Genomic DNA, 16,932 nt, shown 5'->3' with positions numbered 1-16,932 from the left:
GGCTTTGTTTCGACCTCATCGTACCCTATAAACTCGGGGTCAATATGCTCAGCCTCAGTATCATCGGTTATTTCGTAAATATAATGCGAAACTTCTTTTATCGAAGTCTTTGGCAACCAATTTTTTTTGCTCTTGTGGGAATTATAATTAAAAACGCTTTTCTTCTTATTAACGGGATGCCATTATCACTTTCCTCTCTTCTTATTACCACTCTCTTGACCTTATCCTTCAGTTTGCCTGTAGAGAGAATCATGAATAAACTTTTTTCCCAAAATAAATGAAAGATCGCCTGAAGCGACTCTGCTTTATCTTAACAACTCTCCTACTGATTCTCGGAGCAAGACTCATCCAACTTCAAATTGTTCAGGGAAAACGCTATGCCCGTCTAAGCGACCGTAACCGTATAAGAAAAATTGTCGTACCCGCACCCCGGGGGAGAATTTTCGATCGTAATGGTATATTGCTTGCCGACACTCGTCCCACTTGGACCATAGCAATCATCCCTACAGAAACTAATGACAGCGCCCTAGCATTACTGAGCATATTGCTTAACAGGCCGCAAAACGAATTGCTACGTCGCCTTCAACCGGTCTCAGAAGTTCCAGCTCCGATCGATATCTTGCGGAATGTATCTTTCGATGTAATTGCCAAAATCGAAGAAAACAATTTTCGTCTTCCGGGAGTTATCGTTAGAGTAGACCACATCCGTAATTATCCTTTTCGCAATTTGTATTCACATGTCATTGGTTATGTCGGCGAGATAACTGAAGAAGAACTTTCACGTGATTCCTCCTATCGTCTTCTCGATTATATAGGTAAGACCGGAATCGAAGTTTGTTATGAAAGATTCCTGCGTGGACGCGATGGCTACAAGTATGTCGAAGTGGACGCCCGGGGGCGGGAAATTGGACCGCTTACGGAAAAAAGACCCGAACCCTATCTTCCCGGAAAAGATATCTACCTGACAATTGACCACAACCTTCAGCAGACTGCATATAACTTGATAAGCAAGTACGAGCGCGCAGCTGTAGTTGCAATCGCAATCAATACCGGAGAAATTCTTTGTCTTGTTTCGTTCCCCGATTTTGATCCCAACATATTTCTTGCTCCACTTGATCCTTTACAATGGAATGCCTTGATATCCAATAAATCAAAACCATTCTATAATCGCGCCATTTCCTCAGCTTATCCCCCGGGCAGTACATTTAAGCCCCTTGTTGCTCTGTTAGCATTAGAGAAACACCTGATTACTCCGCACACTCAACTTCTCCCCTGCAATGGTATCTTTCAATATGGTAATCGTAAATTCAAATGCTGGTCTGCTCATGGCAGATTGAATTTAATTGGTGCAATAGAGCAGTCATGTAATGTTTTTTTCTACCAGCTGGGAACAAAAATTAAAGTTGATACGCTGGCGGAATTTTGTCACAAGTTTGGTCTAGGCAAATATACGAACATTGACATTCCTGGGGAAAACGCCGGGAATATTCCTGACCATGATTTTCTGGATCGGCGTTACGGAAAAAATAAATGGACGCAAGGGTTCATGCTAAATTACTGTATCGGGCAAGGAGAAGTCCTTGTAACCGCATTACAGCTAACTCAATTATACTCGTGTTTCGCCAATGGTGGATTCTACTTTCGACCATATCTGGTAGCAAAGATTGAATCAGCTGGCCGGACAATTCTAATTAACAAACCGCAGCGATTCGAAGTTGAAATAAATCAGACTAATCTTAACTGGATAAAGAATGCACTTACCCGTGTAGTTGAATATGGTACGGGTCAGGCAGCCCAGCTACAGGAAATTACGATCGCCGGGAAAACCGGCACCGCTCAGAATCCACCTAATCCTGACCACGCGTGGTTTGTCGGTTATGCTCCCGCTGATAATCCCGAAATTGCTATTGCGGTTATCATTGAAAATGCCGGACATGGCGGTGCCGTTGCAGCTCCGATAGTAGGCGAACTCGTTCGCTATTATTTCACAAAACGAACCCTCCCGTGAAAAAGATAGATATTACCCTCCTCGGAACAACCTGTCTCTTGGTCATTATCGGATTACTTGCTATTTACTCTTCCGCCAGCAGCCAGTATCTGTTTCGCCAGCTGATATTTCTATCCATCGGAATTACCAGTCTTTTAATTGCTTGCTTCACACCTCGAAGACTGATTTACGGTATGGCCGAAATTTTCTACGGTTTGACTTTACTTTTACTGATACTAGTATTGATTTTCGGAAGTGGCCCAGGTGCCCATCGATGGTTTGCTATAAGGATATTCAATTTTCAACCATCTGAACTAGCAAAGATCTCAACTGTAATTATTCTCGCTAAGTATCTCAGTTATCGCCGGAAGATGGATTTTGATTTTAAAACTCTTGCTGGACCGACCGCGATTATTATCCCCGTAGTAACTCTGATCCTTTTGGAACCGGATTTAAGCACATCGATTTCATTTCTGCCGATGTACGCAGCTCTGCTCTACTGGCAGGGACTACGACCGCTTTATATCCTGTTACTTTTTATACCAGTGTTATCCTTTATCGCTGGGTTCTCGCTTTATTTCTGGATCCCTTTTTTTACTATCATCTCTATAATTGTCTTTCTGCGCCTTCGGTTTTTCCAAGCACTCGCAGCTATTGCCACAAGTTCCTTCTTCGGATTACTTTCACCGGTATTTCTTTCCCTGCTTAAAGATTACCAGCGTGCTAGAATTAAGAGTTTTTTCGCACCGTGGTTAGATCCTCATGGAATGGGTTGGAACATAATTCAGTCTCAGATTGCCATCGGTTCAGGCAGAATTTTCGGCAAAGGCTACCTTAATGGTAGTCAAAAGAGGCTCGGATTTCTTCCCAACCGCCATACAGACTTCATATTTTCATGCATTGCAGAAGAATTTGGTTTAATTGGCAGCATAATCCTGCTAGTAATATTCGGTCTGCTTATTTACCGACTTCTGCTGATCGCATACAAAACTCGCGATCAAAACGGCGCACTAATAACTATCGGCTTTGCCGCCATCATCGGCTATCATGTATTTGTCAATATCGGGATGCTACTCGGCATTCTGCCCGTGACTGGCATAACGCTGCCCCTAATCAGCTATGGCGGTTCATCGTTGGTAGTAACCATGACAATGATTGGTTTTGCACTCAATGTTGCAATGAATTCTGAATAAACTGATGACTGATATCAAAACGCTCGACTTGGACCAACTGCTTAATTTTGTATCCCAGATGAAATGGGAAAAATACCGTGCAATTCAAATTTATCAATGGCTCTGGCAGAAGAACGTTGAAAGTTTTGACCAGATGACCAACCTTAGCAAAACAATTCGTGCCCAATTGGCAGAACAATTTTATATCAGCCGGCTCAAACTGGGCCAGATTCAAACCAGCAACGATGGTGCCACCAAATTTACACTTGAACTTGAGGATCAAAATGTAATCGAAGCAGTACTAATTATTGAACAGAACCGGCGTACAATTTGTGTCTCTACGCAAGTTGGTTGTGCGCTCGGATGCCGTTTCTGTGCTACCGCCCGAATGGGATTCATACGCAACCTTCGCTGGCACGAAATTGTGGAACAGATTCAGGCAATAATTAACTACACTGAGATTTCACCAACGAATATTGTTTTCATGGGTATGGGGGAACCGTTTATGAACACAGATGAGGTTTTCAGGGCAATTGTCGCCATTAATTCTGATTATGGTCTAAGAATTGGAGCCAGACGTATCACAGTATCTACCGCTGGTATACCGGAAGGTATAAAGAAACTTGCTGCACTTTCAATTCAGGTTCGGCTGGCAATCTCGCTGAATGCTACTACTGATTCTCTCCGCTCAAAACTGATGCCAATCAATAACAGGTATCCCCTAAACCAACTGCTGGCAACGGCACATGAATATACAATAACCACTGGCCGAAGATTGACATTTGAATATGTTCTCCTAGATGGAATCAATAACCTGATTGCCGACGCCGAACGACTGATTAAAATGCTCAGAAATATTCCCTGCAAAATCAACCTTATTCCCTTCAATTCCTTCCCTGGCGCAGATTTCTCTCCCCCGCATCCAGATAATGTTTCGAAATTCGCTAAACTTCTCTTCCCTCATCTCCCCGCTGTTACTATTAGGAAATCTCGCGGCAGTCAGGTACTTGCCGGCTGTGGACAGCTAGCCAGCAGATTTCAAAATTGTGACCAGCAATGATACTGCTGTCTCTCGTATAGCTCAAACTCCGCTTGTTTATTTGGTAATTTTAATGTTCACGGAACTGATTTACAAACCCAACCAATTAAACTGCTCATCCCTGCCTGAATAGATCCTCATTGGTCTTTTTTTAAACTGCGGGCGCGCCAATTTCGATTCATAACGATAGTTTTTACAACATATCACAAGCAAAACTTTACTTCTATAAAATCGCCTTACTCAGAGTTGACGATGAAGCCAATAGTGATAATCAGGAACATCACGATCCCAAAATATCCGGCGTAATATAACAGCCCTTTTGTTGACATCAGGTAGTGACTCCCGATTTGCTTCTATTCTCTTGGTTAAACAGATTAGAAAAACTGATAACAAAAAAATGATAAAAGGCAGGGGCTTATGAAATAAAACAGCAAGTCCTGGCATTGTACTTAAAGCAATTATAACCATAATCGCCCCTAATCGGAAAAGCTTACCTAACCCGAGCATTAACAAAAGATAGACCACACCAAAAGGGAACAGAACGGTCAAAACGCCAAGAACAACACTTACTCCTCTTCCCCCCTGAAAGCGTAGCCATATAGGCCAGTTGTGCCCGAGAAGAGCGCCAATTCCCGCAGCATAGGCGAAAAAACTACTACTTTCAAAAAAAATTTTTCCGAAGTAAACCGGTATCAATCCTTTAAGAATATCCAAACAGCCAATTACAGCCGCAATAGGTTTGGAAATCAGTACCCCCACCATTGTCGCCGATACTGTCCTAGTACCATAATTGCGCATATCTATGCGTTTAAACAACCAAACTGCAATCCAAGCGAAAGGAATAGAGCCTAACAAATAACCAGTAATAAAGCCAAAGAAAATTAACCTCACACGCGCTCTTGATAATATCTAAGTAGATAGCCCACACGTTCAGTAGAGGCAAGCAGAACCGCTTCAAATCTGTATCCATTATACTCAAACCGGATTAATAAACGTTGTTGTTCAGACATCTGAATCAATCGACTCCTAAGTTCCTGCGCAACATCCCATGGGAAGACCTGTTCCAAGGCCAGTGGTCTGTTTCCTCTGTGTTTCCCACTCAAAAAAACAACAGTCAAATCAGCGTCAATCACACTTGTCTGCCATGATTCACTTTGGACAAGAAAATCCATTGCCATAGAAATCAGCCGCGAATATTCAAACTCTCGTAAAAGTTTCTTCAAGCGCTGTTGGTACCGCTCCCACATTATCGGAAAAAAAATTATATAAAGAAACCAGTTTCCGAAAAAAGTAGCCAAAGTGCTGGTAAGCCGGCTAATGTTGCTGAAAAAATTGATCAAGCGGAACTGGAAAATCTCTCCCCGGCGTTTAGCAAGTCGGGTAGGACTCCTAGGAGGAATGACATATCCGTAGCGACTGGCGATACGCAACACTTGTTCCTCTAATCCCTCTGAAACATGGATGTGAAAATGAGTCGTGTTATCAACAACATTGAAGGTCATCTTAGGATTTGGCAGTCGATTGTCCAATTTCAAAAATTCAGCTCGCAACTCCTCAACGACTTGCCCATTGACACATCCCTCAATACAATATCCCCGCAGAGATTCGGGTTGTCGACGATAAATTAGTCTCTGACCGTGATACGCCTGGCTTCGAACTTCATGTAGCACATACTGATAGCGGTCGTAAATTTGTTGCTCCCGATGTAGCCCTAAAGTCCGAAGTACCGCCCAAAGAAAAAGTGTAAATCCGAATCCTCCGGCATCAACAAGTTTCTGTTTGCGTAGAATTTCAACCTCCTGCAATCTAGGATTAAGTAACTCGTCTGTAGCGGCAAAATAAGCTCTTATCAGAACATTGCGGAATGTAGGATGATCTTCAAACGCCTGTTTTGCTGCCAGGGAACACGCCCGCATTACTGAAAGAATTGTTCCCTCCTTTGCATCATCACCGAAATATCTATAGCATTGGTCCACACCCTTTTCCAGTGCGGTAACGAAAGTATCAAGATGCAATTCGCTGGAGGTTTCCTGTTCACGCACGCAGGAATTGAACCCGAGAAAAAACGCTGCCAATGCTCCACCCGAATATCCTCCGCCTCGATGGGCTATGCGCATTACAATCTGATTAAGCGCTTCACTCAACGGTAAATTAGGATCGATGTTGGAAGTCACTCCAATTAACGGAGAAAGTAGATTCGTCCCAGTATCGCCATCCTGTACTGGGAAAACATTAATTGCATTTACCACTGTGCGTAAAGTCGAAAGCTCTATTTGCGCTTCAAGAAACACTTTGATCAGTATTTCGGTTGTAATTGCATCATACCCAAGCCCCATTACCCCCACTGCCACTAACGCTGGACCGGTATGAATACCGATAACTGGGCTGGCAGGATTCACCTCTATGGGCTTGGCAATTTTAAAATTAGACTGTTTAGTTAGAACACTTTTGATATAAAGGGCATCTGCAGGGACATCGCTTCCAGTATAACTAATTTTAATGATCAACGGCTCCTTAAATCCTACGCGGGCCTCAATTGCGCGAAGGATAAACCTGGTAATATTCCGGCGAGCAACCAAACTCTGCAATCTTGGTCGCTCACTCTCGAGAATAAAAAATGGCAAGACCCCAAATAGCTTGAAACACGCCTGAAGCACATTTGTGAATAAATTTGGTATCAGCACCCTACCAGTGCGACGCAGACGGCGGATATCCAGAACCGTTCCCAATACAAATATTCTATGCCGATGTTGCTCAATAAAATTCAGAACTTCATCAAATTCTTTTCCCATCCGAACTAATTCGGCGGTCCTTTCTGCCAGAATTTCAAGCGACAGAAATGCCTGTTCACCGATAACAGCTATGCGGCTGGTATAAATCCGCATCAGTTCCTGAGCTGCGTATAAGGTATTATTATAGATTGCAGACAAATGTCTTCCAACTACAAAACAAATTATATCACAATTTTCGGAAATAATTGCACGTTCAAGGATTTCCTTAATTTCAAAAGGACTTCCTGCCTTGGTCGCTGGTGGAGGATTTTTGTTATACGACTCAAGCAATCGATAAAAGGATACCAAATCCTGATTTTTCAACGCATCTTCCATTTCATCCGGCAGATTGGTAATATGAATTGGTAAATTTATGATTTGAAGTTGGTTTAAAAGAGAGATATCAAGGTTAACAGTCTGATCAACCGCGATTCGAACTTTCCGATTCATCGCAAAATCAACAGCTTCTTCCGCTCCAGCCATCCTCCTTTTTGCATTACAATGAAATAAACACCTTGATGTGGTGCGGAAACTCTTCTTCCATCTGCCGAGAATATCTTCAACTCAGAAATAGCTGTACTCCTTCTCGAACAACCTCTGTCTTCTTTCGTGGCGACCATTAAGGTATCACCTTCTATGCAACACACTATTCCCGGAGAAGCTGAAAACTGATTTCCAGCGATAACATCCTGGAGACAATCACCGTTGACATCATTAATACTTCGAACGGAATTTACCCATCCTCCAGTTGCATAACTCCAGAAAATAGAACCAGACAATCCATCCAAACAGTATACATTTCCATCGCCGCTCCCGGCAATTACATCCGATTGACTGTCACCATTCACGCTGGCAATTGGGTTTACGGTCCAGACATCGTTCCCGACCGGGGTCTGCCAGAGTTGGTTACCATTTCTTCCATCTAAAAGAATTACTGAATTATTCCATGAACCCACAATGACTTCGGGTATAGAATCGTGATTGAGATCATCTAATGTTTCTATTCTCATTCCGTAAGCGCCAATATTAGCCGCCCAGATCAATTCACCTGAACTCCCTTCAAGACAGTAAATGTAGTTATTCCAAGATGATGCCAGAACATCGTGAACACCATTGCCATTTACATCGACAAAAGAACGAACGCAATAAATATCACCGCCTGCGTAAAATGACCAGATAAGTATCGGCTGATTTCCCCGACTGTTACCGCTAATGCCGATCCTGACTGTTTCCCCAAGTACCGGCAATTACATCTGCAAAACCGTCTCCATTTGCATCTGGAATTCTGCACACCGAACCGAATGCATCCTGACCATAGAACCGCCAAAGAATCCGGCCAGTTGCACCGGAAAAACAGAAAACAGTTTGACAATACCTTCCGGTTCCCGCCAGCACTTCAGGCACCAAATCACCATCAATATCAGGCAATGAGGTAACACAGTAAACCCACCCCGAACCAATCGAGTCGTTGTAAGTATCATAGGACCAGATCGTCGTTCCATCACGACCACTAATGGCAAATACCGTTCTCCCCCCCATGCCGTTCCCAACAGAGCATCACCAATACCATCCCCATTAAGATCAGGAACCGATGCTACACATTGATCTCCCCAGCCACCACTGTTGCTGACACCCCCAGTGGGCCAAACTGCCCAAACTGTATCCCCGGTTCTCCCCGATAGACAGAAAAAATGAGCGGGACCGTTTGCACCAGTGTCAAAAGATTCAACTAAAACTTCAGAAATGCTGTCGCCATTGACATCCCAAAATGGTTCAACACACTCTACGTCGTCAATTGCAAGAAAACTCCACAGCAAATTACCGGCAGTCCGGTACTGAGTAAATATTATCTGACGTTCGCACATCTTTTGAACATTCTCTTCAAGATACAGATGGCAGATCGCCAAAAACAGTACCTCACACATGGCTTCTTATCTCCTCCTTTATTCACAGCATAAATGCGTTTCTACCATGCGAAGTATAAATCACCTGTTGGGCCGCGATATTAAATATCAGAATTCAAGACACAGTGTCAAACGATGCGAAAGACCCAATCTACCAAGATTGCGATAAGCATAATCAATCCCCAATGACACTGCGTTTACTGGTTTGAACCGAAAACCAGTTCCAAGAGAAATACCTGTACCCCACCCGATATCGGATGCGTAATTCACATCCATATTAAGGATATAACCACCACGTAGATAGAAACCACTGATATGATACTCTACGCCCAAATTCAACTTTTCATTCACATCATTAAAGTGATTCAAGTCTATTGCAGCAGTCAATGCTGAATTCTCATAACTAAAGAAATCATAGGCAATTCCAAACCGGAAAAGAATCGGAAGAGGAAAGGTTTCCGTAAGCAGTGTCGCGGGAATAGGTTCTCGTGTCCAAGGCCATTCCCAAGGCGGGTCATAAGTGAAATTGAGTTGACTACCGGAATAACGGAGGTCGGGTCCGAAATTAGCGATTGCCATCCCCAGTCGTAAGTTACGCCATCCGGTATTGTAATGGACACCGAAATCAAATGCCACTCCGGTCGTTCCCACATTCCAGATTTTTTCTGATATTACTTTGGTTGTTAAACCGAAAGCGAGCTTATCCGTGAACATCCGACCGTAGGATATTCCCAATGCTATATCGTTGCCACTGAAGGTACGCCCTGTCCCTTGGTATTGGTCAATCGTAGTTTCCTCAAATCTGCCAAGTGAGAGTGCAACAACTGAAATCCCGAAGTTACCAACCTTCGTATTAAGCACAGTCGCAATGAATTCGTGATTGATATCGCTAACCCAGTCGATGTGATTAAGAATTACTTGGTTGCGCATAAGCAGTGCCAGACCAGCCGGGTTCCAGTAGGACGCTGTAGCATCATCTGCAATTGCAACAAAAGCTTCCCCCATACCTGTGCATCTGCCAACACCTATTTTCAGGAACGGCAGGCCTGACATTCCCACCTTTGTAAATGCCGAATATCCAGGCATAATTAACACAATAACAGGAACGATATACAAAACTCTCCTCATTTCTCCTCCTCTTTTAGTAAATTACCACGAATTTGCCGGTTTGTGACCGTCCGTCATCGGATTCGACAAGGAAAATATATGTCCCGGGAGCTGGCTTCTGATGTGCTTCATTCAACAAATCCCAATCTTCATCCCCACCGTACTGGCTGGGTACACTACCGAGATCAGATCGTGTATCATCATGTCTAATTACCTTTACCAGATCACCAGCGAGGTTATAAATGTAAATATTGCAGTGTGGTGGAAGGTTAATGAATTTCAGTTTTCTGAAATCACGGTGCCGTTCCCATTCATTCCGCACAAGATAGGGATTGGGAACAACCTTTACCTTTAGCAGTTCCCCATCTGTTCGTATTTCTCCGGGTGCAAATGTAATTTGTATGAGCGTATTATACGGAGCAGGTGAGAGAGGCTTAGAATAAACATACCATGTGTCACCATCATCGGGCAACTGGAGAATCGGGCTCCCGGAACGTGGCCGGAACATTATCTGACCGCCGCATAATGAGAGATACAGCGTCTGGCCTAATACCACGGTATCAGCGGCAGAATTAACTGTCTGAAAACACCATCCATCGGCTGAATCAGGGTCACGGCGAAATCTCATATAACGATAAGGCACCTCTACTTCATTATCTACATCATATACTTCAACAGTTCTACCAGCTCCTTTGTTTTTCCAGACGATCCGGTAGTGGGAACCTCGATATGCCCAGAAGGCACGATTGTTGGTCCCATCATCAAGAAATGCAATAGAATCCACCGGATAAGATCCTGTAATTCTAACCCGATCAAAGAACTGATAGGGAATGGAATCCATGTGTAACTTTATAGTAATCTGTAAAGCTGGCATCCAAGAATAAGTAGTTTCTATATAACTTTCCTTGGTTCCAATCTTTGTTATGACTGAATCGAATATTGTAACCACAGTCTTCAAAGTCTCAGATCTTGAATCCAGTTTAACCGGTAATTCGGTTACTGGTTGCAGTGTCTCGCCAGTAGAATTGACGACGAAATACCGGTATCGAGGTTGTCTAAGAGCCGGATCATAAATAGGCGGTAGGAACTTTAGCCAAAAGGTATCCGGTTTTACTGCATAATGAACGATTCCCATTGGTTCGATTCCAATGTGAAGACGGCGATTTCCAGATACCTGCCTCCAGTCACTGGAAGGGGGGACATAACCTGACGGAGACGTTCTGGGAACAGCCCGAACACCGATTATTCCGGACTCGAGCGTAAGCGTATCTGGAGGAACTGGAGGAGTCTGGTTAGGGTCACCTCCGAGGTAATTAATATCGTATGCAGTAACAGCATAATAATACGGGAATCCAAGACGTAAATTGGCCGAATCAACAAAACAGTAAACAAGGCCGTTATCTGTAGCTCTGGTCCGAAGTGATTCAACCACAGTTGTATCCTCAAATTTTATCCCGTCTTTTTTATCAAACTGCGCAAGCAACTGCCAGTCGCCAGGTTGACCCGACCGACTCCGGTAAACTTTGTAGCCCTGAAAATCCTGTTCAACATAATAAGGGTTTTGTAAAGCAGGGGCAAGAGGGAAAAATCGGTCACGTGCTGATTCGGAAATATCATCCCAGACAAGCGTTACCCGGCCATCACCAGGAATGGCTGTTACATTAGGTCCCGGAGGTGGTTCGGGCATAATCCAGTTGTTATCGTAAGCCTGCTGCGCTGCCCGAGAAGCTACTGCCAAATAATAAGGCCAAGTTGAAGGTGAACCACTTCGATCGGACTTAGCGGCGATAACTGCAACCGTAACAGTTGTTAATTCATTGGGCGCAAGGGTAACAGGCCCGGTCGCCTGAAGGAATCTTTTATCATCTGGCGCAGCATCATTTGAGTCATAAGGAACATATGGGTAGGTTGGATCGTTCCAGTCATAACCTGCAAGCCCTAAATACTGTTCAAAGTCATTCTTGGGGTCCCCTGCAAGGATAAAAATCTGGAAAGAACTCATCCCCACCTGCTTGCCTTCGGCCGGCTCATCAATTAGACCGTTGCCGTTATTATCAATGCCGTCAAAACCATCAACCGATCCGTCAGGATTTTTAACAAATGGACTCTGCAAAAAATCGAATCCGACAAATCCACTGGGTGAGGCGTCATCACTGTAGACATATCCAAGATTATCAGCAAAAACAGAATCGGTGCCGGAAGCATTTTTGATATATTTGTGAAGGCACAAGCCACACCAGTCATCAGCGGCATTACCAACATCGGCGTCACAGGCAATTCCAAGATACAGATCTTTCAAAGTATCATTGCTGCGGTTCCGAATATCATACTTAAAGAAGACGATATCTCGATTCCACGGAAGATTCCATGAATATATTGACTGATAAACCTCGATTCCTATTGGACGAGGTGTTCTACCAGCAGTATGATTTGACGGATCAGCATCATTAAATACTGCCCAGCCGTCGCCGCTGGAAATAGCTGTTCGAGGTATGTAATATAAATAGCTGGGAATGGTTTCGTTACCTTTGGGAATTCTAAGTGGTGTTAAAACCGAATCCTGCAAAGCAGATGGAAAGTCAGCCGGATTAGGCGGAAAATCGGGGGTAATATATATACGTTCATAAGAGCGTGTGCCATAGCCACCGCCAGCATTATCGTAGCACCCCGGAGTCATCTCAGACTTGCCCGAATTAGGATTGTATCCATTGGAAACAAAAGTGTCAGGACCTGCAGGGTTTTTTTTAATACACCCGATCCAGACACCGGCACCATAAATATACATATCACCTGAACCCGCAGGCCATTCTCCGCCTGATCTTCCTATTCCATTACCAAATACACCATAATTTGTAACCGCAAGCCTCCACTGGTTTTTCTGATACCACTGAAAATCGTAAATCCTTGCTGGTCGTGTTTGAGGGATTGCTGTGCGTGCCCAAACCATAGGTATTATTGTATTAAATATCACTAACCCCAGTAACAACCGTTGTTTCATCTACACCTCCATCAAAATTCAAACACAACCCCGACTTTTATTTGTCTTGGTGGCCCGAAGTTTGCCGGATTATTGACAAAATCAAGATATGCCAGCTTGTAAGCTACATATTCTTCTTCGTCGGTAATGTAACCATCATGATTAATGTCTCGTACGGGATTATATTTGTTTAGATTCAAGAGCGTTACATCCGGATCCAAAACCCAGTTTGCCGGTGAATATCCGGCAATATATCCATCATCATCTGGTCGACCAGTATGTCCATAAACCCATTGTACGACTTCCGCACCAAACAAATTTGTCACTACTAAAGTCAAGCCGGTTTTCACTTTGCCCAAGTTAAAGTATCGGGCGGCATTGAGGTCGGCTGTAAAGCGCGGTGGCATGCGTGCCGAATTTCTTTCTCCTGTTAGCCTCCCTGCATTCAACCGTCCCACCTCGCGTGGCGAATAAGGTAAACCGGAGCCATAGTTTAACAAAAGGGAAAAGTTAAATTGGCGTAAAGGAACAAAGGCAAAATCCGCCGGGAAATCACAGCCAATCGAAACTTTTGCATTGTGGCGCTCATCAAATTCCAGTGCGTAATCTCGTCGTGGCGGTTCCATCTCTTCGCCAGTAACTGGATCAACCCCGTAACGATAGCGCTCATAATACCATTCGTATGCATATGATGCTGTACCCCGGGCAATTGATAGAGCATATGAAATCCGCGCTGTCCAGTACCCATATTCGAGCTTCTGTAATCCAACTTCAAATCCCCGGATATTACCGTATTCCTCATTGACTATTGGATAATAGCCCATAGGAACTGCTGGCTGATATCGAACTCCCATCAAGTCATACACATCCTTGTAATAAGCAGTTGCATCTGCCAATAAAATATCACCAATCTGTTGCTCAACCCCAAGTTCGTAGGCTATGGTCTGTTGCGCCCGCAGATCAACATTACCGATAATCTGATTACCTCGAGCATAGGCTGCAGAGGAAATGTTATCATAGAGAAAGTGATAAGCAGGGGTCTGGAAAAAGTGGCCGTAACTGAACCTAAACTTAGTCTTGGTCGTAATTGGGAAAGAGATGCCGATCCGGGGGGACAATTTATATTTGACTGAGGCACGTACCGTTGATGTATCCTCGATATTTGCTGGATTTACCCGTTTGTATGCCTTGGGATCAAGATAATCAAGACGTAGCCCAAGGCGGACGATCAGATCTTCGAAGTCCATCCGGTCCTGAACAAATAAAGCAGTACCAATAGGACTGACATCATAAAGATCCACAAATGGATTTGGATCCCAAGGCAGAGAATTGTAACGTCGGTGTAAGAAATTCTGACGTAATTCTCCCCCGGCTTTAAACTCGTGAATCTTGCCAACATTATGGGTCCAATCCCCCTTTAGCGTCCAGACATCTGCCCAGTGCAGTTGAAAATACCGGTAATCTCCATACCCGTAAAACAGGTTGTAAACACCCCAAGGATTATTAGTATTAGACTTAGACTGTTCCACATATCCGGGCATTGGATGAAAGATTACCGAATTATCTTTGCGGACTGTATCTTCAGCTTTGAAGATATAATCTTCCCAGAAACGCAAAGAGTAGTTCCGTTCCTTGGCTTCACGCTCGAGATCTCGCACCCCGATCATCCGTTCATTTCCGAAATAACTTACACGTAGAGTGTACACCGTAGACTTGGTTTGCATATAATTTGTCGCAACATTGAATTTCTTAACTCGTTCTCTTCGGGAAAGAAAATGGTCAAGGTTATACTTGAAACCAAGATGATTTTCATTTTCACGATCGTATGGATAAAGTTCATACTGTTCCCGGGCAATATATCCATCGGAAGTCAATTTCATTCCCTGTCCCACCGGAATAAAATATGTCAACTTGCCTGTAACCTTGTAATCCTGCCGATTCTGATGTGGAAGTTTATATCGCATCGGATTGTAATCGTCGGCAAAATATAGTTCACCAGATAGGAAATAGCGCAGTGATTTATAACCGAGTACCGGCCCCCCGAGGGACGCTTCGTATCGGTTATCTCCAAAATTAAGTGATGCAGGGAAAACTTCATCTGTAACCACTCGGAATCGTCCTTGAGTTTGTTCCTTTCCTTCTTTAGTAATCACTTGAATGATGCCAGACATCGCCTCTCCATATTCCGCATCAAAACCTCCTGATATCACAACAACTTCTGCTGTAGCTTCGGGATTAACTCTTGCAGCCTGATAACCAAACAACGGATCAGACGTGGCAACACCATCTACATAGTACATCACTTCGTCCGGACGCCCACCACGCAGATGCTGGCCGTAAGCCGGACTGGTTACGATACCCGCCTGCAATCTAATGATATCTGCTAAAGTCGCAACCGGCATTTTGGCAAATTCTTCAGTGGTCATATAACGGCTAGTTGTCGGATCGGTTCTCACAATCGCCTCTCGCTTTGCCTTTATCTCCACAACCCCGATTTCAACTGTCGCTGGTGCAAGTTTGAAGTCCTGTGTTATCGTCTGATCAACAATAACCAGAACATCAGTTCGTCGCTGGGTCTGATAACCGATATAAGAAATAATCAACGTCTGCTTGCCTGCCGGCACATTGTTGATCAAATACTCCCCAATAGCATCAGTAGCTGCTCCGAGCATCGTACCTTCAACGACGACATTAGCGCCGATCAGGGGGTCACCGGTCCTGGCATCAGTAACTTTACCTCTTATCCTTCCGGTCTCACCCGCCCATAACGGGTTTACGACCAGAACAACCCCGATGATACTGGCAACTAAAGGAAAACTTGAAATCTTTCTTAAAAACATCATGTTCGCCTCCTTATTCACTAACAATCCGAATCGGAATTGCCCAAATGGTTGCGGTAAATGTAGCGTGTGGGTAAAGCAGATTTGATGTCGGCAAAACCTCAATAAAAATGTGCTGATAGCCTGTATCCATAGAACTAAAGCGAACCGTTCCTTGTCCTATTTTTGGTCCCGCCGTTACATCTATTGTATACCCTCGAACGGTAACAAAAAACCTGTTACGATCAACAACTGTATCTTGTGGCGTGGTGGTATAGATAGATACAGTTACTTCTTCATTTGGATGAATTGAATAAAGTGAATCCATGGGCTTCAAATTAGTCAAACCCTTGCCGTCGCTGCGGGGTGCAAAATAAATTGTATCTACCCTTCCCGGTTTTCTTAAAATCACCCGGGAAATCTGCGGTGCCTCTCCGGACGAAGGTATAAATGCATAGCCGCCGCTTATTTTTCGTGCCGTATACCTAAATGTATCTCCGCTGGTTAATCGACGCAAATAAAGCCAACGATTGGAAATCCAGTTGAACTCCTTTGTTTCAAAATTAGTTACGGGAAAATCGCGCTTCTCGACTGAACTCACTTTGTAAACAACGGTTGTTTCGGGGGGTATTTTGGTAGTATCAATGATCGTATCAGGCCTAAAACCGATAATCCAAAGGGTATCAAATTCAATATGCATGATTCCGGAACTAAACGAATCCCGAAAAATAACTTGACAGAAAGTATCAGACATAACAACTGTATCTACAGTGACCCCAAACTGATAGATGTCTTTCCGGAAGTTCATTCCTGGTTCAACCCATACCCGTATTAGGTGTGCAATCTTATAGAGAGTATCTCCACTGCGAGAACTGCTGTCGGCATAATTCAAGCCGGCATTGAAATCAAGCCAAAACGTATCTTGCCATGCTCTGGCGAGATTTAAATAATCCTGCCATTTTTCCAGTTCATGACGGACAGATGACGAATCCTCACTCGTCCACCAGGGCCATTGGGGCGGTGATACCCTACCGCAGTTCACGACAAAAGCCCAGCTTACAATAATAACTAATAAGGAAAAACTGAACTTACTCAGCCCAACTCCAGTAAAACACGGTTTCATACCCACCCCCTCCGCTAACAAAAAAGGAGCTGG

Annotated in this window: 11 protein-coding genes; 3 read left to right on the top strand and 8 right to left on the bottom strand. The window is 43.9% G+C overall.

Going from position 1 to position 16,932, the window contains the following annotated elements:
- The first annotated feature begins 277 nt into the window (after nt 1–277).
- From mrdA to rlmN, 3 genes are read left to right on the top strand one after another with little or no spacing between them, the layout of a single operon-like run.
- On the top strand, nt 278–2,008 hold the full coding sequence (gene mrdA, locus ABIK48_03690; GenBank protein ID MEO0021258.1) for a penicillin-binding protein 2: 1,731 nt from the start codon (nt 278–280) through the stop codon (nt 2,006–2,008).
- Nucleotides 2,005–3,180 (top strand): rod shape-determining protein RodA, encoded by a 1,176-nt coding sequence (rodA, locus tag ABIK48_03685; GenBank protein MEO0021257.1) that lies wholly within the window; start codon nt 2,005–2,007, stop codon nt 3,178–3,180. Before mrdA ends, rodA begins: the two co-directional genes overlap by 4 nt.
- 4 nt (nt 3,181–3,184) lie before the next feature.
- On the top strand, nt 3,185–4,219 hold the full coding sequence (gene rlmN / locus ABIK48_03680) for a 23S rRNA (adenine(2503)-C(2))-methyltransferase RlmN (GenBank protein MEO0021256.1): 1,035 nt from the start codon (nt 3,185–3,187) through the stop codon (nt 4,217–4,219).
- Between the two features lie 219 nt (nt 4,220–4,438).
- On the opposite strand, the gene ABIK48_03675 is transcribed toward rlmN, so the two are convergent.
- The 8 genes from ABIK48_03675 to ABIK48_03640 all read right to left on the bottom strand — a co-directional run bounded on the left by ABIK48_03675 (nt 4,439) and on the right by ABIK48_03640 (nt 16,899).
- Entirely contained in the window at nt 4,439–5,089 is a 651-nt protein-coding gene (locus ABIK48_03675; protein ID MEO0021255.1) for a glycerol-3-phosphate acyltransferase, read from the bottom strand.
- A complete protein-coding gene (locus ABIK48_03670; protein MEO0021254.1) occupies nt 5,086–7,452 on the bottom strand; it encodes a DegV family protein in 2,367 nt (788 codons plus the stop codon). The genes ABIK48_03675 and ABIK48_03670 overlap by 4 nt, the downstream gene beginning before the upstream one ends.
- Nucleotides 7,416–8,216: a PQQ-binding-like beta-propeller repeat protein gene (locus tag ABIK48_03665; protein MEO0021253.1), complete on the bottom strand. Its 801-nt coding sequence runs from the start codon at nt 8,214–8,216 to the stop codon at nt 7,416–7,418. The genes ABIK48_03670 and ABIK48_03665 overlap by 37 nt, the downstream gene beginning before the upstream one ends.
- The gene (locus ABIK48_03660; protein MEO0021252.1) at nt 8,217–8,894 is read right to left on the bottom strand and encodes a hypothetical protein; all 678 of its coding nucleotides are present in this window, start codon (nt 8,892–8,894) and stop codon (nt 8,217–8,219) included.
- Nucleotides 8,895–8,981: 87 nt separating this feature from the next.
- Nucleotides 8,982–10,001: a PorV/PorQ family protein gene (locus ABIK48_03655; GenBank protein ID MEO0021251.1), complete on the bottom strand. Its 1,020-nt coding sequence runs from the start codon at nt 9,999–10,001 to the stop codon at nt 8,982–8,984.
- 13 nt (nt 10,002–10,014) lie between these two features.
- Entirely contained in the window at nt 10,015–12,978 is a 2,964-nt protein-coding gene (locus tag ABIK48_03650; protein ID MEO0021250.1) for a hypothetical protein, read from the bottom strand.
- Between the two features lie 11 nt (nt 12,979–12,989).
- Entirely contained in the window at nt 12,990–15,800 is a 2,811-nt protein-coding gene (locus ABIK48_03645) for a TonB-dependent receptor (protein MEO0021249.1), read from the bottom strand.
- A 10-nt stretch (nt 15,801–15,810) separates the two neighbouring features.
- Nucleotides 15,811–16,899 (bottom strand): hypothetical protein, encoded by a 1,089-nt coding sequence (locus ABIK48_03640; GenBank protein MEO0021248.1) that lies wholly within the window; start codon nt 16,897–16,899, stop codon nt 15,811–15,813.
- Nucleotides 16,900–16,932 lie beyond the last annotated feature (33 nt).

Source organism: candidate division WOR-3 bacterium (assembly GCA_039801085.1).
GTDB lineage: Bacteria > Hydrothermota > Tepidihabitantia > Tepidihabitantales > Tepidihabitantaceae > JAOABP01.
Note: the sequence above shows the minus strand (reverse complement) of the source record. Positions and strands in the feature narration are given on the sequence as shown.

Excerpts from the sequence above, each read along its gene's own strand:
- mrdA (MEO0021258.1), top strand. The coding sequence starts at position 278 with ATGAAAGATCGCCTGAAGCGACTCTGCTTTATCTTAACAACTCTCCTA.
- rlmN (MEO0021256.1), top strand. The coding sequence starts at position 3,185 with ATGACTGATATCAAAACGCTCGACTTGGACCAACTGCTTAATTTTGTA.
- ABIK48_03670 (MEO0021254.1), bottom strand. The coding sequence starts at position 7,452 with ATGGCTGGAGCGGAAGAAGCTGTTGATTTTGCGATGAATCGGAAAGTT.
- ABIK48_03660 (MEO0021252.1), bottom strand. The coding sequence starts at position 8,894 with ATGTGTGAGGTACTGTTTTTGGCGATCTGCCATCTGTATCTTGAAGAG.
- ABIK48_03655 (MEO0021251.1), bottom strand. The coding sequence starts at position 10,001 with ATGAGGAGAGTTTTGTATATCGTTCCTGTTATTGTGTTAATTATGCCT.
- ABIK48_03650 (MEO0021250.1), bottom strand. The coding sequence starts at position 12,978 with ATGAAACAACGGTTGTTACTGGGGTTAGTGATATTTAATACAATAATA.
- ABIK48_03645 (MEO0021249.1), bottom strand. The coding sequence starts at position 15,800 with ATGATGTTTTTAAGAAAGATTTCAAGTTTTCCTTTAGTTGCCAGTATC.
- ABIK48_03640 (MEO0021248.1), bottom strand. The coding sequence starts at position 16,899 with ATGAAACCGTGTTTTACTGGAGTTGGGCTGAGTAAGTTCAGTTTTTCC.